Below are 19,479 nucleotides of genomic sequence, written 5' to 3' on the forward strand. Positions count from 1 at the left end.
TTCGCGTGGTGGTTAGGATTTTTTATGTATAGTTACTAAAAATTAGGATGTTTACGATGATTTGAATTGAAAAAAGCTTTTTAGCAAAGGAGAAAAGTAAAATTATGAAAGCAATTGTTGTTAATGAAGCAGGAGGAACAGATAAGCTTATTTACCAAGAGGTAAATTTACCTAAAATAAAAGCTAACTGGTCCTTAATTAAAATAAAAGGGTTTGGTATCAATAGATCGGAGATTTTTACGAGAGAGGGAAAATCGCCAACTGTTTTGTTTCCTAGGGTTTTAGGCATTGAATGTGTGGGTGTTGTTGAAGAAACGAGCGATCCTGAAAGATTACCTATAGGGAAAAAAGTTATTTCCATTATGGGAGAAATGGGACGCGCATTTGATGGCAGCTATGCTGAATATGTAGCATTACCAAATAACCAAATATATCCAATAACAACAAATATATCTTGGAAAGAACTTGCGACTATTCCTGAAACGTACTATACAGCATTTGGTTCAATGAAAAACTTAAAAATTACAAAAAAAGATAAAATTTTAGTTAGAGGCGCCACAAGTGGAGTAGGTATTTCATTTCTTAAATTGTTGAAGGCCAGATATCCTGATATTGTAATTGATGGTACTAGTCGGAGCCAAGCAAAAAATGAGCAATTATTGTCCGCTGGTTTTAATGATGTAATAATAGATAAGACTGGTGTATTAGAGACTGAAAAGAAGTATGACAAAATTTTAGAATTAATTGGCCCTGCCACTATAAAAGATAGTTTTCAACATTTAAACGAAGGAGGCATTTTATGTAGTACGGGACAATTAGGAGGTAAATGGTTTTTAGAAGAATTTGATCCGATTATAGATATCGAGAAAAATAGTTACCTCACTAGTTTTTACTCTGACAATGTCAGTCAGGATAAATTGAATGATCTGTTGGACTACATTTCAAAATATGATGTTGATGTGAAACCAGAAAAAAACTTCAAACTAAGTGAAGTTCCTTTAGCGCATGCTTACTTACAAAATCAGGATAGTTTTGGGAAAGTAATCGTGTTACTAACAACTGAATAAAGATAAGTACCAAATTGGTTAGCGACGTATTATGGGTTTCATAATTGATAGTTGGAGAGTAACAGGGCTGATTGATTACGTAACAAAAGTCTTATGGCTTTTGTTTTTTTCGTTGTAAAAAAACTGTTATTGGTAATAGTTTTTAAACTACTATCAACAACAGTTTTTATAGACTTATTTTTTCTAATTAATTACACTTTTTAGTCTCAATCGATTTATTTTTCAGCTAACTGTTCAAGAATAGCTAAGCCAACACCATCTTCAGAATTTGTTTTTGCTGAATGATTGGCAATACGTTTTACCTCGTCGTGGCCATTTTCCATGGCGTAACTGACGCCTGCAACTTTTAACATAGAAACATCATTTAAGTTATCTCCAATTGCCATGACATCTGACATTGGGATATTAAGTTCTTTAGCGAAAGCTTGGAGTGCAATCCCTTTTTGGGCATTTACGTTGTTAATTTCAAGGTTAGTAGGTGCAGAAGAGGTAACAACAAGTGAGTCTTCTTCTTCAATTTTTGCTTTTAAAGGGAGTAATTCTTCTTGACCATCCATACTGAAAACAATTAATTTAAAAATATCAATTTTTGAATCATCGATGACTGTTTGGTAATCATCAACGTAATTGATATTCATTAATTCAAGACGAGCTGCAGCTAATGAAACAGCCATTTTAAATGGTGTATCTGGATTTGTATCAGAGATTAGACGCGCTACATTTTGAATACGGTTTGCACGATTATCAGAATAAACACCGTTTGAGGTTGTCATTTCAAAGTAAAAATTTTCTTTTTTGAATGTTTGAACTAAAGTTTGAACGACTTTTTTTGAAATAGGTGTTGTACTAAGTGTTTTACCATTTCCATCTAAAACTTCTGCGCCGTTAAATGTAATCATTGGACTATTGAACCCGGCTGCTGTAATTAAAGGTTTAACTTCAGTATAGCCACGGCCAGTAGAAACGATAAAGTGGACTCCTAATGCTTGTGCTTGTTTAATCGCATCGGCGTTTTTTTCTGAAATCACCATTTGATCATTTAGTAAAGTACCATCCATATCTGATGCAATAATTTTTATCATAAATTCAACACTCCTCTAATCTTATTTACTGGTTTCATTTTAACATGAAACCGCTCGATATTTTAATCAAATCATTTATTTTTGTATTCACTAATATGGTAAACTTAATCTGTGAGGTGTTAGACAATGAATATTAATGTCGATAATGATTGGCAACCCATTTTGACCGAAGAGCTTGCAAAATCTAAATATGCTGATTTAGAAACGTTTATTGATAATGAATATCAAAATGAGACGATTTATCCGGAAAAAAATCGCATTTTTGAAAGCTTTGAACTGACCCCATTTTCTGACGTTAGAGTTTGTTTATTGGGACAGGATCCTTATCATGAAAAGCATCAAGCTCATGGGTTGAGTTTTTCTGTTTTACCAGGAGAAAAAATTCCACCTTCTTTACGGAATATGTATAAAGAATTGGAAACAGATTTAGGAATTCCACCAGCTAATCATGGCTATTTGAAGAGTTGGGCGGAGCAAGGTGTTTTGATGTTAAATTCAGTCTTAACTGTAAGAGATGGCGCCGCTAATTCTCATCGTAATCATGGATGGGAATTATTAACAGATGGTGTGATTGAACGATTATCCGAATCTTCACAGACAATTATTTTTGTTTTATGGGGGAAGACAGCCCAAGATAAGATTAAATTAATTGATACAGATCACAATATTGTGATAACATCACCTCATCCAAGTCCGTTATCTGCTTACCGCGGTTTTTTTGGATCGAAACCATTTTCACAAATAAATCAAAATTTAATAAGTCAGGGATTGCCACCGATTAACTGGCAATTACCCAGTAACACTTAATTAGGAGGAAATGATATGTCATTATTTGAAAGTTTGAAAAGCAAAATTGAAAGTAAAAAAATTAAAATAGTTTTTCCTGAAGGGGAAGAAGAACGTATTCTAAGAGCAGCCGTTAAATTAGCAGAAGATAATTTGGCAGAACCTATTTTATTGGGGGATGTTGCAAAAATGAAAGAGTTAGCCACAAAGCTCGATTTAACTCTTGATGGTATCGGTGTAGAATTACTTGATCCTAAACAATATTCTGAAACAGATTTTAATGAGATGAAAACGGCCTTTGTTGAACGACGTAAGGGTAAAAATACACCTGAACAAGCTGAAGAAATGTTACGCGATGTTAATTATTTCGGTACAATGCTCGTTTACATGGGATTAGCTGAAGGGATGGTTTCTGGAGCTGTTCACGCTACTGGAGATACCGTTCGACCTGCATTACAAATTATTAAAACGAAACCAGGCGTGAGTCGGACAAGTGGTGCCTTTATTATGACCAGAAATAATGATACAGAAAAGTATTTATTTTCTGATGCTGCGATCAGTATTAATCCAACTGCTCAAGAATTAGCAGAAATGGCAATTGCAAGCATTCAGACGGCTCGTCTCTTTGATATTGATCCCAAAGTAGCAATGCTTAGTTTTTCAACTAAAGGTTCAGCTAAAGCACCAGAGGTATCAAAGGTAGCAGAAGCAACTGAAATTGCACAAAAACTAGCACCAAATGAAGCGATTGACGGCGAATTACAATTTGATGCTGCTTTTGTACCGAGTGTTGGTGAACAAAAAGCACCTGGATCAAAGGTTGCAGGACAAGCAAATGTTTTCATTTTCCCTGAATTACAATCTGGAAATATTGGCTACAAAATTGCACAACGTTTAGGTGGATTTGAAGCTATCGGACCTATCCTACAAGGATTAAACCAACCGGTTTCAGATTTATCTCGTGGTGCTAACGTAGAAGAAATTTACAAGGTTGGTATTATTACAGCTGCGCAAAGTTTAGAATGAAATGGTGAAATAATTAATGAATATTGAAGTCAGTTCTGTAGAAGAAACACAAGAAATTGCCGAAAAAATTGGACAGCTTGTTGAACCTAATATGATTTTGTTATTGGATGGTGATTTAGGCGCAGGAAAGACAACTTTTGCTAAAGGCTTAGCCGTTGGGTTAGGGATCAAGCGGAACGTTAAAAGTCCAACATTTCCAATTGTGAGAGAATATCGTGAGGGCCGTTTGCCGTTATTTCATATGGATGTTTACCGACTTGAAGGGATGGGCGGCGCAGATTTAGGGTTAGATGAATATTTTAATTCTGATGGTGTGAGTGTTGTTGAATGGTCTGAATTTATTCAGGATGAATTACCAAATGATTGGTTAAAAATTACATTATTGAAAGATGATCATGATGATAATTTACGTACTATCGAATTAGAAAGTAATGGATTACAATATGATAATATGTTGGCCCATTTCAACTAAAAAAACAAGTTAGCTGATAGCCTCTAAATGGGGGTATCAGCTAACTTGTTTTTATTTAACCAATTTTTCGATTTCTGGTTTCATCTTTAAAGGATTAGTCTTAGGTGCATAACGTTTAACAACTTGTCCATCACGATTAACTAAAAATTTAGTGAAGTTCCATTTAATTGAGCTACCCAACACGCCTTGCGTTTCATCAGTCAGGTATTTAAATAGTGGTAACGCATCTTCTCCATTTACATTTTGAATGGTATGCATTGGAAAACTAACGCCATATGTCATACGACAGGTAGCTGCTGCTTGCGCATCATTATCGACTTCTTGATGGAATTGATTCGATGGAAACCCAAGTACCACTAATCCTTGGTCTTGATAATCCTCATATAATTCTTCTAATTGTTTAAATTGTGGCGCAAAACCACATTTAGTGGCTGTATTAACAATTAATAAAGGGTGATCCTTGTACTTTTCTAATGAATAAGTTTCACCATTTTCTAGTGTAACCTGATAATCATAAATTGACATTGTAATTTCCCCCAATTTGGTTTGATTACGGTCATCATATAACAGTTTAAACAGTAGCCCTATTAATGTGCTTAAATTTGATTATGCTGGCTTCACAAATGGTTTTAAAATTTCTTGTCCAAATTCGTGTTCTTGATAGAGTAAGATATTGGCACAAGCAACGGAATCATCTAAGGCATTGTGATGATTTGTTAACGTGATTCCCAATTCATCACAAACCGTATTTAATTTATGATTTGGAAATTCTGGGAATAATTTACGACTTGTTCTAACCGTATCTAACAATAAAAATTGGGGTGTCTCTAATCCATAATAACCCAATGTATTATGCAAAATACTGTTATCAAAGGGGGCATTATGTGCCACGATTAAACTATTGTTCTGGAAAAGTGGCGAAATATGTGACCATAGTTCTGGAAACTTTGGTGCAAATTCAACGTCTTCTTCGTGAATACCATGAATTTGAACATTACGCCAATTAAAAGGTGTTTCCGGTTTAATAAGTGAATAAAATTCATCAACGATTTGATTATTTCGAACAACTGTTAAAGCAATTGAACAGGCGCTATGACGCTGATTATTAGCAGTTTCAAAATCCATTGTAACAAAATTCATAATTAACTCCTTTTTAATTCGATATGACTGATAAGGTTATTAAAATACTCGGTCTAATAATGTTAATAAAGTATAACAGTTAGGTTATACAATTAAAAGTCGCTTGTTTGTGCGTTAAAATAGAAAAATAAACATTGAACGTGTTAAACTAGAAGGAATTGCTAAATGTTGAAAGGAATCGAATAAATAATGATAATTGACACTTTTGTAGAACTATTTCCATCTATTAAAATTTTAAAAAATGAACCACTTGCTAAATATACAAATACTGAAACGGGAGGGATGGCTGATCTTTTAGCTTTTCCTGATGCAGTGTCAGATGTTAAAATTTTGGTGAATACAGCCAATGAAAATGGTATTCCTTTAACTGTTTTAGGAAATTCGAGTAATCTAGTTGTGAAAGATGGCGGTATTCGTGGACTTGTAATCATTTTAACGGATATGGATAAAATTGCTGTATCTGGGACGAAAATTATAGCGCAAGCTGGTGCCTCACTTATTGAGACAACAGAAGAAGCTTACCAAGCTGGCTTGACTAATTTTGAATTTGCTGCTGGGATTCCTGGGAGTGTTGGTGGTGCCGTATTTATGAATGCTGGTGCATATGATGGTGATATCAGCCAGGTATTGAGTGAAGTTAGTGTTATTACACGTACTGGTTATGTGAAAACACTAGTTAACGAAGAAATGAACTTTGACTATCGTCATAGTCAAATTCAAGATGATAATGACATCATATTAGAAGCAACCTTTGTATTAAAAGAAGGTAATAAATATGATATCCGTGAAAAAATGGATGAGTTTAACTTTTTACGTGCATCTAAACAACCTTTAGAGTACCCATCATGTGGAAGTGTTTTTAAGCGACCTGATGGACACTATACTGGTGTACTAGTTCACGAAGCTGGGTTACAAGGCTACCAAATTGGTGGCGCACAAGTATCAAAGAAACATGCCGGGTTTATTGTTAATGTAGACGGCGCTACTGCAACAGATTATATGGATGTTATTAAGCATGTTCAAAACGTTGTGTGGGAAAAATTTAAGGTTAGATTAGAAACGGAAGTTAGAATTATCGGAGAAGACTAAAGTAGAAAGGAAGATGGTAAATGCCGCTACTTGAATCGGTTATTGTTTTAGCTGCACTTGTTTTACTATCAAATGTTATCAGTCATTATCTGGTTTCAATACCCGTTGGATTGATCCAGATAGCATTAGGCTTTGTCGTTGCCTTAATTTTTAAAGTCTCAATTGAGTTAGAAACAGATTGGTTCTTATTACTCTTTATTGCGCCACTATTATTTAATGATGGTCGAAAATTTCCAAAACGTGAATTGTGGAAATTAAGAGGTTCCATTTTTGCGAATGCCATATTATTGGTTTTCTTAACAACTGTGGTAGTTGGATTTTTCATTCATCTTTTGATTCCAAAAATGCCATTAGCAGTTGGATTCGCACTGGCAGCTATTTTGTCACCAACGGATCCAGTTGCTGTGCAATCGATTGCTGAAAAAGCAAAATTACCAAGTAATATTTTAAATTTGGTTAGTGGTGAAAGTTTAATTAATGACGCAAGTGGATTAATTGCCTTTAAATACGCGATTGCTGCTGCGGTTACTGGCTATTTTTCATTTGGACAGGCGCTTGGTGATTTTACGTATATTGCGATTGTTGGTTTTATCTCGGGAGCAGTGTTAATGTTGCTGATTTCAACAATACGAGATTTTTTAATGAGGCAAGGGATTAATGATGTTGTTTTTAATACGATATTACAAATTTTAACACCTTTCATCATTTTTCTTTTTACGGAAGAATTTTTGCATGCATCAGGTGTTATTTCGGTAGTTGTCGCTGGCGTTATCTCTAGTATGCGTAAGAATACTTTCGCGACGTACTTACCTGAAATTAAGTTAGTAACTGAAAAAACCTGGGAAATTGTGGTTTATCTCCTGAATGGATTTGTGTTTATTATTCTTGGAATTGAATTACCAATTGCGATGTCAAAGACATTAGAAGATAACAATAGTAGTACTCTTTCGGCTATTATTGATGTTTTTGTCGTCTGGCTCTTTTTAGTCGTGATTCGTGTTGTTTGGACGTATATTAATATGTTATTAATTTCTAAGAAAAATAAATCAAAAAATAAGGCAAAGCCAAGTTGGCGTATTGCGTTAATATCAGGATTTTCAGGTGTTCGTGGTGCAATTACAATGGCTGGTGTGTTAACAGTCCCAACGATAATAAAAACAGGTGCTGCTTTTCCAGAGCGTTCATTAATGTTATTTATTGCTGGTGGCGTGATTATTTTAAGTTTAGTAGCCGCAATTTTGATATTACCTCTTTTAACTAAAGAAAAAGGAATAATGAAAACCAGTAATGAGGTTCCTGATGCTACTTTAGTTGAAGATGAGGATGCTATCATAACTAGTGATAGCGGAGATACGCAGTTCAATGAAAAGCAAGCTCGTATTTATATTATGCGAGTTGCTATTAGTCGCTTGGAATCTGAACGACGAGAATCTAATCAAAAAGTTGCCTATGAATTAATTTTAGAATATCAATTTATGATTCGTCGACTTGAGTTTTCTGATCAGGATGATGAACGATTACGCCAAATTGTTGAGGAAGAAGCAGACATTAGGCGAATTGCTTTAGATGGAGAACTCGAAGCGTTAGATAAAATGAGATTAAAGCAGGCTATTAGTAATAAAAACTATTCAATTATTAGTAAGAAAATTATGAAACAAAAAGCGAAATTAGGTCAAATTAATAATCGGAAAATCTCATTTGTAACGGTTAGAAATATTAATCATGCCTTTGTTCAATTAGGTAAGGTTGTGAGACGGACACTCTATTCTGAAAAAGAATTAAAAATGGTTTATGAACGACGAAATATAGAAAAAGCTTTAGCAAAAGCAGCTATTAAAGCACTATCAACGTATGTTAAAAAATCTGATGATGGCAATCAACAATTTAAGCAGCAAGCTATGTATCATTTGATTGTTTATTATCGTAATCGTATCGAAACATTAAAACGGACCAAAAATATTAATCAAGCCGAATCTGAGGAACAAAGTTACCAACTTAGATTAAAGGCTATTGCGGCTGAACGTTCTGCGATGCAGGAATTGATGGAACGAGGCTATATTACATGGTCATTAGCGTCAAGTTTACGTGAATATATTAATTATTCTGAAAATGTTATTATGCTTTCTGAAGAGGACTAAAAAATAGGTGTAACTCGCAATTTATATGCGAGTTACACCTATTTTATTGTTTTTCTATAGACTTCTAAGCAAATGATAATAACTAGTTGGACTATTGTTAGTAAAACGACAAAAGCTAACATTTTAATTGTCCACATATCGGCAATCAATTTTAATGTTAATTTTGGTGATGTTAGTAGGTAAACAGTGTGTAATCTTAAAAAACGACCAATATAGACACCGACAGATGACAAAATAGTTAGGCCAAATATAACGACATAACGAAAATAATAAGGTGTTAAGTGTAGTCGTTCTTTAATTTGGTCGGCAATTTGAGAAAATCCAACGAGTGCAAGTAACGTACATGATAAGGTACTTACCAACAAATAAGTATAGTTTAGCCACATATGAATATCTAATTTAATTAATCCTGTCATTATGTCATAGGGATGCAGTAAGCTTAAATGAAAAATATCAGTTAATAGGTAAGGCGCGTTCGGATAAAAGAATAGCCAAGCTGCTGTTAACAGCCAAAAATAAGTATTTGATAATTTATCTTTGATGTGAAAAGCTAATTCAATTGGCAGATAACCTAAAAATGTATTTAAGAGTAAAAAATTAAAAGGTGATTGTTGGTTGTAAACGAATAAGTAAATAATAATTAAGTAACATATAAAAAATAATCTGATACCGTGCTTTACATTTGTATTTATCATAATGGTCATCCTTTTCTATAGTAACTTCAGTGTAGCAAAAAATGAGATGAAATCAAATTAATAATCCGGTAGATAATAGAAAATATGGCGGGATGAGGAAACAAATCTAACAACGTGGTATAATAAAACGGTTAATAAAATAGAGGAGGCCGAGTGATGTCCATTAACTGGGGTGGTCTTGTAACGTGGGGGCATATGGTCAATATACTAGATATTATCGTTGTCTGGTTTGTTGTTTATGAACTCATGGTACTTTTACGAGGAACAAAAGCGGTTCAACTTTTTAGAGGAATCATAATTATTGTTGTGATTAAGCTAATTAGTGTGGTCGTTGGGCTACAAACTGTATCTTGGATTATGGATCAAGTTATCAATTGGGGTGTTATCGCCATGGTTGTTATTTTCCAACCGGAAATAAGACGTGGATTGGAACATCTTGGTCGTGGATCATTTTTTTCAAGAGGTAAACAGAAAAACAAAGACGAAGAACATATGATTGCTGGACTAGACTCAGCTATTCAATATATGTCAAAACGTCGAATTGGGGCATTAATTACTATCCAAATGAACACTGGATTGGAAGATTATATTGAAACCGGAATTGCATTAGATGCTGAAATTACGGGTGCATTATTAATCAATATTTTCATTCCCAATACACCATTGCATGATGGCGCGGTAATTATTAAAGATAATAAAATAGCTGTTGCGGCGGCTTACTTACCATTATCTGAAAGTAACTTAATTCCAAAAGAATTAGGAACTCGGCATCGTGCTGCAGTAGGTATCAGTGAAGTAACCGACGCAATTACGATTGTTGTGTCAGAAGAAACAGGTTCAGTGACAATTACGCGAAATAACGAACTTATTCGTGATTTATCACAAGAAGATTACCTTAAATTATTGAATACTGAATTAATTAAAGATGATGAACCTAAAAAGAACAACCCTTTCTGGGAATTTTTTGAACATTTCGGGCGTAAGGGGGATAAAAAATGAATCTAAATAAATTTTTTAATAGTCGCTCATTTTTTATTGGAACCTCTTTAATTTTAGCAATTTTATTATTTGTTTATGTTAATTATGATCAGTTAGCAAATACAAATAATTTTTCCGATTCAAAAACAACGAGTCTAGTTGCAAATGAATCAAAAACGATTGAGGCTGGCCTACAAATTACGGCCGATAGTGATAAATACTTTATTACTGGATATCCTAAAAATGTAAAATTAACATTGGACGGTCCTGGCGCTTTAATTACAACAACTGTGAATACACAAAACTTTAGAGTGTTTGCTGATTTAAAGGGTTTAAATCCTGGAAAACATGTTGTTAAGTTACAAGCAGAAGGATTAAACAAAGAAATTAGTTATAAAATTAGTCCCGCTACAATTTCTGTTAATATACAAAAACGTAAGACAACGACATTCCCTATTCAGGTGAAATTTAATGAACGTCGTTTAGCGCAAGGGTATAAGAGTGGGACGCCTGTTTTAGATAATAATACGATTTCTGCATCCGGTGCGGAAGGCGATGTGAATGCTATTTCAGAAGTGGTTGCACAAGTAAATGTCAGCAGCAATCAGATCAAGTCAACAATTTCACAAGAAGTCTTACTTGAGGCCTTAGATGTAAATGGTAAAACTTTAAATGTCGTCATGACCCCATCAACAGTCGGTGTTACAATACCGGTTGAGAGTACTAAAACCACTAAAAAATTACCTTTGAATTTTGTTTCAAGTGGAACTGGCGTATCTGGGAAGACGTATAAGTTTTCAAGTGATACAAAACAAGTAACGGTAACGGGTACAGAATCAACCTTAAGCAAATTAAGTAAACTTGATGTTGTGGTACCAATTAATAAGATTAGTGATTCCGTTACGAAAACAATTAGTATCGATTTGGATAAGAATAATTTAATTTCATCAAATCCAGAATCTGTTAAAGTAAAAATTAGTGCTTCTGGTGGAACCGCAGCATCAAAAACTGAAAGTAGTGAAACAACAACTGATCAGACATCGACGAGCTCTGAAACCAGTTCAGAAAGTAGTGAAAGTGCTACTTCGTCTTCATCGACAAGTTCTGATAGTTCAAGTAGTTCAAGTGAATCAACGAACGCATTAAATTAATTAATTAGTGAGGAGAAAATAATGAAATATTTTGGTACAGATGGTGTTAGAGGAATTGCAAATAAAGAACTAAGTCCTGAGTTAGCATTTAGATTGGGACGTTTAGGTGGGTATGTTCTATCAGAGCATGCACAACTTGAAAATAACGATAGACCACAAGTGCTTGTTGCGCGTGATACACGAATCTCTGGTCAAATGCTTGAACAAGCTTTGATTTCAGGGTTATTATCAGTTGGGATTGAAGTACTCTCATTAGGCGTTATTTCAACACCTGGTGTAGCGTACCTTGTACGTGCCCAAAATGCAGTTGCTGGAATTATGATTTCAGCTTCACATAATCCCGTTCAAGATAACGGCATTAAATTTTTTGGTGCGGATGGTTATAAACTATCTGATGAACAAGAAGAAGAAATTGAAGTTTTATTAGAAAAAGATTCTGATGATTTGCCAAGACCAGAAGGTGAAGGCCTTGGAGTATTAGCAGATTATCCAGAAGGTGTACTGAAATATACACAATTTTTGGAACAAACAATTCCTGATGATTTAGAAGGAATTCATGTTGGAATTGATTCAGCTAATGGCGCAACAAGTGGACTTGTTTCACGTTTGTTTGCTGATTTAAATGCTGAATTTGAAACAATGGCAACTTCGCCTGATGGATTAAATATTAATGATGGCGTTGGTTCAACACATCCAGAAGGATTAGCTAAATTTGTAGTTGAAAATAAGCTTGAAGCCGGGATTGCTTTTGATGGCGATGGTGATAGATGTATTGCTGTTGATGAATTAGGTAATATTATTGATGGCGATAAAATTATGTACATTTGTGGATTATACATGAATGAACGTGGTCGCTTGAAAAAAGAAACAGTTGTGACAACTGTTATGAGTAATATTGGACTATACAAAGCACTTGAAGCAGCTGATTTAACATCAGTTAAAACACAAGTTGGTGATCGTTATGTTGTTGAAAAAATGCGTGCTGACGGTTACAACATTGGTGGCGAACAATCTGGACATATTGTATTCTTAGATTACAATACAACTGGTGATGGGATGCTAACTGCTATTCAATTGCTAAATGTTATGAAGAAAACAGGCAAGAAGTTATCTGAATTAGCTGCAGCTGTTCAGACTTATCCACAAGAACTTGTGAATGTTAGAGTGACAGATAAGCAAGCTGCATTAGATAATCAAAAAATTAAAGATAGTATTGCAGAAGTTGAAGCAGAAATGGCCGGCGATGGCCGAGTTCTTGTGAGACCTAGTGGAACTGAAAATTTATTACGTGTTATGGCCGAAGCACCAACAGAAAAAGAAGTTAAAGCTTATGTTGATCGAATTGTGCAAACAGTTCAAACTGAAATGGGCGTTTAGAAATTAAGCGAAAGAGTCATTTGAATGAAAATTCAAATGACTCTTTTTTTATTTTAAAGTTGATTTAAAATATAGACCAATATATTAATTCTTGACAAAAAAATATCAGAAAGGTATATTAATAGATATTGATAAGGGTTACTTGTTTTTTAAACATCTATACCAATTTTAAAATAATAATAAAAAATACATTTAAAAAAAGGATGACATAAACTATGTGTGGAATTGTTGGCGTAACAGGAAAAACGAATACTGTTGAAATTTTAATTAATGGTTTGGAAAAATTAGAATACCGTGGTTATGATTCAGCCGGTATTTTTGTTGATAACAAAACGGGTGAAGATTACCTTGTTAAAGAGGCTGGACGTATTTCGAATTTGAAGTCGGCCATTGATGATAAGGTTCATGGAACTGCTGGAATTGGACATACGCGTTGGGCAACACATGGCGTACCAAGTAAATTTAATGCCCATCCTCATGTTTCTGAAGATGGCCGCTTTTACCTTGTACATAATGGCGTTATCACTAATTTTTCTGAGTTAAAAGAACAATATTTAAAAGACGTAAATTTTGTTAGTGAAACAGATACTGAGGTTGTTGTTCAATTAATTGGATATTTTGCAAATAAAGAAAATTTAACTGCTAAACAAGCATTCAAAAAAGTTTTATCATTACTTGAAGGTTCTTCATATGCTTTCTTGATGATGGATCGTGAAGAACCAGAAACATTGTTTGTGGCTAAGAATAAGAGTCCTTTATTAATTGGTGTTGGGGATGGCTTTAATGTTGTCTGCAGTGATGCCATGGCAATGTTGAAAGAAACACATGACTTCATTGAACTCATGGATGGTGAAATGGTTATTGTTAAACCTGACTCTATTGAAATTGAAAATAAAGCTGGTGAAGCCGTATCACGTGATTCATATCATGTTGAAATGGATGATAGCGATTCAGAAAAAGGCGCATATCCATTCTACATGCTAAAAGAAATCGATGAACAACCAGCTGTTATGCGACGTTTATTGAGTGAGTATGTTGAAAATGAAGAAACTGTTAAAATTGATGATAGTATTTTAAACGCAATGAAAGCTGCTGATCGCATCTATATTGTTGCTGCAGGGACAAGTTACCATGCCGGATTAGTTGGAAAAGAATTATTTGAAGGTTTAGCTAATGTACCAACAGAAGTACATGTTGCTTCAGAATTTGGTTATCATATGCCATTACTTTCAGAAAAACCATTCTTTATTTTCTTATCACAAAGTGGTGAAACAGCTGATAGCCGTCAGGTTCTTGTAAAAGTTAACGAAATGATGTACCCAAGTTTAACAATTACAAATTCAGCAAATTCTACACTTTCTCGTGAGGCAACATATACGTTATTATTACATGCTGGTCCTGAAATAGCAGTTGCCTCAACTAAGGCATATACAGCTCAAATTGCCGTTGAAGCACTTTTAGCAAAAGCGTTAGGAACAGTTACAAAACAAACAAAAGCTCTTAATTTTGATGTTTATCATGAATTAACAATGGTTGCAAATGCTATGCAAGCTATGGTTGATGATAAAGACTCAATTAATGACTTAGCGAAAGAATTCTTAAGTGAAACGCGTAACGCTTTCTATATTGGTCGTGGTATTGATTACGATGTTTCAATTGAAGCTGCACTTAAATTAAAAGAAGTCTCTTATGTTCAAACGGAAGGTTTTGCATCTGGTGAATTAAAACATGGAACTATTGCCTTGATTGAAGAAGGCACACCAGTTGTAGCTATTATTACTGATAAACCGACTGCAAGTCATACACGAGGCAATGTTCAAGAAGTCTTGGCTCGTGGAGCAAATACAATTATCATCTCAACAGAGACATTAGCAAACGAGGGTGATCAAATTGTATTACCAGATGTTTCTGACTTATTAACACCGTTAGTAAGTATTGTGCCTGCACAATTATTGGCTTACTATACAAGCCTAAACCGTGGCTATGATGTTGATAAACCTCGTAATTTAGCTAAGAGTGTTACTGTCGAATAAGATAGATTGAAGAAATGATATTACCTGTTTAAGGGTAGTATCATTTTTTTGTTTATTATTTGGTATAGACCTATTGCTTTTTTTAAAATGATATTGTATTATTGGACTATACCAATTAGAGGAATAAATAATTGAAAAGAGGACAATCAAATGAAATTAATTATTGTTAAAGACCAAAACGAGGGTGGCCAAAAAGGCTACGAAATTTTTAAAGCTGCTAAAGAAGCAAATGCTAAAGTCTTTGGACTTGCTACAGGAAGCACACCATTAACAACCTATGCCGCAATTACAGCCAGTGACTTAGATTTTACGGATTCAACATCAGTTAACTTAGATGAATATGTTGGTTTAGGTGAAAAAGATTCACAAAGTTACCGTTACTTTATGAATGAAAATTTATTTAGTAAAAAACCATTTAAGACATCTTACTTACCTAATGGTCTTGAAAGTGATTCAGAAAAAGAAACAAAACGTTATGACAAAATTATTGAAGATAATCCAATTGATTTACAAATTTTGGGTATTGGTAAAAATGGTCATATTGGATTCAATGAACCTGGAACAGCTGAAGATAGCTTGACACATAAAGTTCATTTAACGGAGTCAACGATCAAATCAAATGCACGTTTCTTTGATAACGAAAATGATGTTCCTGAATATGCTTATTCAATGGGTATTGGATCAATCATGAAGTCGCACAAGATTTTACTTGAAGCTTTTGGTGAAAGTAAGGCAGAAGCTATTAAGGGAATGATTGAAGGCCCTATAACAGAAGACCTACCTGCAAGTTTCTTACAAAATCATGATGATGTAGTTGTCATTGTTGATGAAGCAGCTGCAAGTTTATTAAAAAATAAATAAAATTATCATCCATATGTAGAACTAATTCATTTAAAGCGTTAAAATAAATGGATTGGTTCTATTTGTGTTTTGTGCTTGCTTGACGGCTGATAGTAAGTCTAGTAACATGATGACAATTGTAAGAAAATACGTTTTTAGGAAGTTGAAAAAATGGTCGATTATAAAATTAGAGTAAAAAATGTCACAAAAGAATATGACTTATTTAAAACAAAATCTGAACATATCAAATCATTCTTTTCTTTTAAAAGTACGACGGTACCTCATTTTTGGTCTCTTAAAGGAATCTCGATGGATGTTATGAGTGGAGAAACACTTGGTTTAATTGGCGTTAACGGCTCAGGTAAATCAACGTTATCCAATATTATTTCGGGGATTATTCCACAAACAACCGGTATTGTAGATGTTCGCGGAGAAACTTCTATTATTGCTATCGGCGCTGGATTGAGAGGCCAACTAACCGGATTAGAAAATATTCGATTAAAAGGTTTAATGCAGGGTCTAACTAACCAACAAATTGATGATATTTTAGATGAAATTATTAATTTTGCTGATTTAGGTGATTTTGTTTATCAACCCGTTAAAAGCTATTCTAGTGGGATGAAATCTCGTTTAGGCTTTGCTATTGCCGTGCATATTGATCCTGATATTTTGATTATTGATGAGGCATTGTCAGTTGGCGATGATACTTTTTATCAAAAATGTGTTGATAAAATTAACGAATTTAAAGAACAAGGAAAAACAATTATTTTTGTTAGTCATTCATTAAAACAAATTGAAATGCTATGCGATCGTGTCGCATGGATCCAATATGGTGATTTAAAACAAGTTGGTCCTACTAAAGAAGTTGTCACTAAATATAAAGCTTATATTGATTGGTTTAAAAAATTATCAAAAAAAGAAAAAACAGCGTACCAAAAGAAACAAAAAGAGGCTCAAAAAGCGTTTAGTATCGATGACTATCTTATTAACCAAGTAGACAAAGAAAGTGCTGATGAAGCAAATTTAGGCGTTTCAAAGCAAGTTATTACCGAAAAGGTAAAAAAGGATTTCTATGGCTCTGTTTTAAATGAAAAAATGTCTAAACCAAGTAAGGTGCTAACAGCTGTGATTTTAGTCGCTGTGGTATTCTTTAGTTTAGTAAATATATCAGGGCATTCAATAAGTCATATTATTGAGAACCCAACAAGTATTGTTCATCCAGATAATACGAAATAATAGGAAAGTGTTGGCGTAGATCATTCGACAGCACTTTTTTAATACAAACTATTGACAACGCTTACATTTGATGTTATCTTAAGTTTGTAAGGTATATGAATTACCTTTATCAATTCTCTTTCTCTCTTATGCTAGCCACTATTGCGATGTAGTGGCTTTTTTTGTGCTTGTTGTACTTATTGTCAAATGTGTTTATACTTAATTAAGAGAATAGATGTAGAAAGTTGGGTTCAATATGAAAAGTCATGAAGTTTTATCATTAATTGAAGAAATTACTAGAAAAGATGGTTCTAAATATTTTGAATTATCGAACATGGTACAAAATGGGAGAGCAGAACTTGCAGTTCAAAGAGATTTATTGAAAGAAGTCCGTATTCTACAGTTAAATATTCCCAGATCATCACACGTTATTAATTATGAAAAATATATTAATCAAAATTTTGAAATGCCACTAGAAGCATTTACTGAATATCAAGAGTGGCATAAAACAGAAGAAGCTCAAAATGATTTGAATGCGATATTAAAAGACAATCATATTGAGTAAATATTACCAAAAATATCTTTACAAAATAGGTTAACCTATGGTATAAAATAGTATAGACAGAAATGAATTATAAAGATTGCTCAGTAGTTCAGCGGTAGAACGCTTGACTGTTAATCAAGATGTCGTAGGTTCGATCCCTACCTGAGCAGTATTCATAGAGGATGATCGACTTACTGCCGGTTATCTTTTTTTATTTATGAACTTAATTTTTTGAGTCCATTATAAGAAATTAATGATTAACTTGAATTATTTCTGAATACAGTTTAAAATTAAGAGATTGTAAGAAAGGGGGATTGCGAAATGTCATCAAACAACCATACAGGTGTCGGTAACGATCGTCGTCCAGTTAATACTCCAAACAAAAAGAACCGTCGTCGTAAACAACAAGAACTTGCTACTTTCTTAAAAGAAAGCAAAGCTAACGACGCAGCAGTTGCAGCAAAAAAAGCATAATTTAGTTAAATAAATGATGGCCACCGTTGATTAGAACGGTGGTTTTTTTGCATACTTTAGAATGAGTATTTTTTATTTAAATATATTTTTAGTGCCTTTTAGCTTACAATAAAAGAATCAATAAACTGACTAATGGAGTGATTTAAATTGGCTAAGAATTTTTATGCAGTATATAAAGGACGTAAAACGGGTATTTTCACAAAATGGCCTGATGTGGCAAAGTTGGTTAATGGATACGATGGGGCACGATACAAAGGATTTGAAACGCGAGATGAAGCCCAAAATTGGATGGATGATGGGGCACCTAGACCAACAGCGACAGGTAGTAAAAAAAGTGCGACAGCAGTTCATCAATCCGTAACTTTAACTTCAGATTCAATTCAAGTCTGGACTGATGGTGGTTCGAGAAATCATGGTAATAAATTAGGCGGTCACGTCCTAGCAGAAGATACTGCGGCATGGGCTTTTTATATTAAAACACCGGGTGAGACCTTTTCTGGTACAGATGGTGAAAAAGGTAAAACTAATAATCATATGGAAATTATGGCATTTCTTCAAGCTATGAAAAAATTAATTGATTTAGGATTACGAGAAGAACACGTCGTATTTATATTAGATTCGAAGTATGTCTTGAATGCAATTCAAAAAAATTGGTTAGTAGGTTGGCAACGTCGAAATTGGAAAAAAGCGGATGGTCAAACAGTACTTAATGTCGAACTTTGGCAACAAGTTGCTGAATTAATACCAGCTTTCACTAATGTTGATTTTGAATGGACAAAGGGTCATGCAGATAATGAAGGTAATAATAAAGTTGATGAATTATTAAATGAAACAATGGATAAAATGTAAGATAGGTGAAGTGGATTTCTACTAATGTAGAGAGCCACTTTTTTTATTTAAATGAATTCAAATTAAGATGAATAAAAAAGATTAGGCAGTAAATTAAAACGTTTACTGAAAGCGGTTGCTAAAATTCTAACGTGGTGTTATTATATTCATGAAGATAGATATAGGGGGATGATTGACAATGGAAGCTGAAGAATTAGAACCAGGGCAATCCGAAGCGCTACAGGAATTTATTTCCAATCTAGATATTTTGAACGCTTTGGCAGATGAAAAAAGACAACGATTAATTATTTTGCTAGGTTCTAAGTCACGGCAAGAGTTAACGGTTTCTGAGCTGGTTGACCGCATGGCGTTATCACAACCGGCAGTTTCACATCATTTGAAAGTTTTAAAAAATGTGGGACTTATTGATTATAAACAAACAGGATTAAAACGTTTTTACTTTTTAACACCTGAAAAAACATTAAACCGTTTGGAACATTTAATTAAAATGATTCGTGAAGGCGAAAAATCGAAGGAGGAATAG

At 33.9% G+C, this 19,479-nt stretch carries 20 protein-coding genes and 1 tRNA gene; 17 read left to right on the forward strand and 4 right to left on the reverse strand.

Annotated features, from left to right (window positions below; genetic code table 11):
• The first annotated feature begins 104 nt into the window (after nucleotides 1-104).
• Nucleotides 105-1,067, forward strand: a complete 963-nt coding sequence (locus tag AC1RPW_RS04980) for a zinc-binding dehydrogenase (RefSeq protein WP_481761437.1) — start codon at nucleotides 105-107, stop codon at nucleotides 1,065-1,067.
• A gap of 215 nt (nucleotides 1,068-1,282) precedes the next feature.
• Here AC1RPW_RS04980 and AC1RPW_RS04985 read toward each other — a convergent pair whose 3' ends face one another.
• Nucleotides 1,283-2,149 carry a Cof-type HAD-IIB family hydrolase gene (locus AC1RPW_RS04985; RefSeq protein WP_481761436.1) on the reverse strand — a complete coding sequence of 289 codons (867 nt, stop codon included), beginning with the start codon at nucleotides 2,147-2,149 and terminating at the stop codon, nucleotides 1,283-1,285.
• Between the two features lie 126 nt (nucleotides 2,150-2,275).
• Between AC1RPW_RS04985 and AC1RPW_RS04990 the strand changes: the two genes are divergently transcribed.
• The 3 genes from AC1RPW_RS04990 to tsaE are packed head-to-tail and all read left to right on the forward strand — an operon-like array spanning nucleotide 2,276 to nucleotide 4,433.
• Nucleotides 2,276-2,956, forward strand: a complete 681-nt coding sequence (locus AC1RPW_RS04990; protein ID WP_481761435.1) for a uracil-DNA glycosylase — start codon at nucleotides 2,276-2,278, stop codon at nucleotides 2,954-2,956.
• A gap of 15 nt (nucleotides 2,957-2,971) precedes the next feature.
• Entirely contained in the window at nucleotides 2,972-3,961 is a 990-nt protein-coding gene (gene pta, locus AC1RPW_RS04995) for a phosphate acetyltransferase (protein ID WP_481761434.1), read from the forward strand.
• A 16-nt stretch (nucleotides 3,962-3,977) separates the two neighbouring features.
• A complete protein-coding gene (gene tsaE, locus AC1RPW_RS05000; protein ID WP_481761433.1) occupies nucleotides 3,978-4,433 on the forward strand; it encodes a tRNA (adenosine(37)-N6)-threonylcarbamoyltransferase complex ATPase subunit type 1 TsaE in 456 nt (151 codons plus the stop codon).
• 51 nt (nucleotides 4,434-4,484) lie between these two features.
• On the opposite strand, the gene AC1RPW_RS05005 is transcribed toward tsaE, so the two are convergent.
• Together AC1RPW_RS05005 and AC1RPW_RS05010 are read right to left on the reverse strand one after the other, a co-directional pair.
• Entirely contained in the window at nucleotides 4,485-4,958 is a 474-nt protein-coding gene (locus AC1RPW_RS05005) for a glutathione peroxidase (RefSeq protein WP_481761432.1), read from the reverse strand.
• Between the two features lie 81 nt (nucleotides 4,959-5,039).
• Entirely contained in the window at nucleotides 5,040-5,573 is a 534-nt protein-coding gene (locus tag AC1RPW_RS05010) for a 3'-5' exonuclease (RefSeq protein ID WP_409022237.1), read from the reverse strand.
• A gap of 189 nt (nucleotides 5,574-5,762) precedes the next feature.
• Here AC1RPW_RS05010 and murB point away from each other — a divergent pair, with 189 nt between their 5' ends.
• Nucleotides 5,763-6,662, forward strand: a complete 900-nt coding sequence (murB, locus tag AC1RPW_RS05015; protein ID WP_481761431.1) for a UDP-N-acetylmuramate dehydrogenase — start codon at nucleotides 5,763-5,765, stop codon at nucleotides 6,660-6,662.
• A gap of 20 nt (nucleotides 6,663-6,682) precedes the next feature.
• Nucleotides 6,683-8,800 carry a cation:proton antiporter gene (locus tag AC1RPW_RS05020; RefSeq protein ID WP_481761430.1) on the forward strand — a complete coding sequence of 706 codons (2,118 nt, stop codon included), beginning with the start codon at nucleotides 6,683-6,685 and terminating at the stop codon, nucleotides 8,798-8,800.
• Nucleotides 8,801-8,838: 38 nt separating this feature from the next.
• Here AC1RPW_RS05020 and AC1RPW_RS05025 read toward each other — a convergent pair whose 3' ends face one another.
• Nucleotides 8,839-9,495, reverse strand: coding sequence for a DUF1361 domain-containing protein (locus AC1RPW_RS05025; RefSeq protein WP_481761429.1), 657 nt, complete (start codon nucleotides 9,493-9,495; stop codon nucleotides 8,839-8,841).
• Between the two features lie 156 nt (nucleotides 9,496-9,651).
• Between AC1RPW_RS05025 and cdaA the strand changes: the two genes are divergently transcribed.
• The 11 genes from cdaA to AC1RPW_RS05080 all read left to right on the forward strand — a co-directional run bounded on the left by cdaA (nucleotide 9,652) and on the right by AC1RPW_RS05080 (nucleotide 19,479).
• Entirely contained in the window at nucleotides 9,652-10,494 is an 843-nt protein-coding gene (cdaA, locus tag AC1RPW_RS05030) for a diadenylate cyclase CdaA (protein ID WP_409022241.1), read from the forward strand.
• Nucleotides 10,491-11,624: a CdaR family protein gene (locus tag AC1RPW_RS05035; protein ID WP_481761428.1), complete on the forward strand. Its 1,134-nt coding sequence runs from the start codon at nucleotides 10,491-10,493 to the stop codon at nucleotides 11,622-11,624. Before cdaA ends, AC1RPW_RS05035 begins: the two co-directional genes overlap by 4 nt.
• Nucleotides 11,625-11,645: 21 nt before the next feature.
• The gene (glmM, locus tag AC1RPW_RS05040; protein ID WP_409022243.1) at nucleotides 11,646-13,001 is read left to right on the forward strand and encodes a phosphoglucosamine mutase; all 1,356 of its coding nucleotides are present in this window, start codon (nucleotides 11,646-11,648) and stop codon (nucleotides 12,999-13,001) included.
• A 215-nt stretch (nucleotides 13,002-13,216) separates the two neighbouring features.
• Complete coding sequence (gene glmS / locus AC1RPW_RS05045; protein ID WP_481761427.1) at nucleotides 13,217-15,034, forward strand: glutamine--fructose-6-phosphate transaminase (isomerizing); 1,818 nt, start codon at nucleotides 13,217-13,219, stop codon at nucleotides 15,032-15,034.
• A 150-nt stretch (nucleotides 15,035-15,184) separates the two neighbouring features.
• Nucleotides 15,185-15,895 (forward strand): glucosamine-6-phosphate deaminase, encoded by a 711-nt coding sequence (locus AC1RPW_RS05050; RefSeq protein ID WP_481761426.1) that lies wholly within the window; start codon nucleotides 15,185-15,187, stop codon nucleotides 15,893-15,895.
• Nucleotides 15,896-16,045: 150 nt separating this feature from the next.
• Nucleotides 16,046-17,110, forward strand: coding sequence for an ABC transporter ATP-binding protein (locus tag AC1RPW_RS05055; protein WP_481761425.1), 1,065 nt, complete (start codon nucleotides 16,046-16,048; stop codon nucleotides 17,108-17,110).
• Nucleotides 17,111-17,345: 235 nt separating this feature from the next.
• Nucleotides 17,346-17,654 (forward strand): hypothetical protein, encoded by a 309-nt coding sequence (locus tag AC1RPW_RS05060; RefSeq protein ID WP_409022247.1) that lies wholly within the window; start codon nucleotides 17,346-17,348, stop codon nucleotides 17,652-17,654.
• Between the two features lie 77 nt (nucleotides 17,655-17,731).
• A tRNA-Asn gene (locus AC1RPW_RS05065) sits at nucleotides 17,732-17,803 on the forward strand.
• 151 nt (nucleotides 17,804-17,954) lie between these two features.
• Nucleotides 17,955-18,107 (forward strand): hypothetical protein, encoded by a 153-nt coding sequence (locus tag AC1RPW_RS05070; protein ID WP_409022248.1) that lies wholly within the window; start codon nucleotides 17,955-17,957, stop codon nucleotides 18,105-18,107.
• A 147-nt stretch (nucleotides 18,108-18,254) separates the two neighbouring features.
• Complete coding sequence (locus AC1RPW_RS05075) at nucleotides 18,255-18,956, forward strand: ribonuclease H family protein (protein ID WP_481761424.1); 702 nt, start codon at nucleotides 18,255-18,257, stop codon at nucleotides 18,954-18,956.
• Nucleotides 18,957-19,134: 178 nt separating this feature from the next.
• Nucleotides 19,135-19,479, forward strand: a complete 345-nt coding sequence (locus AC1RPW_RS05080; RefSeq protein WP_409022250.1) for an ArsR/SmtB family transcription factor — start codon at nucleotides 19,135-19,137, stop codon at nucleotides 19,477-19,479.

The sequence above is a fragment of the Dellaglioa sp. CoH-55-MRSF-8 genome, from assembly GCF_056782195.1.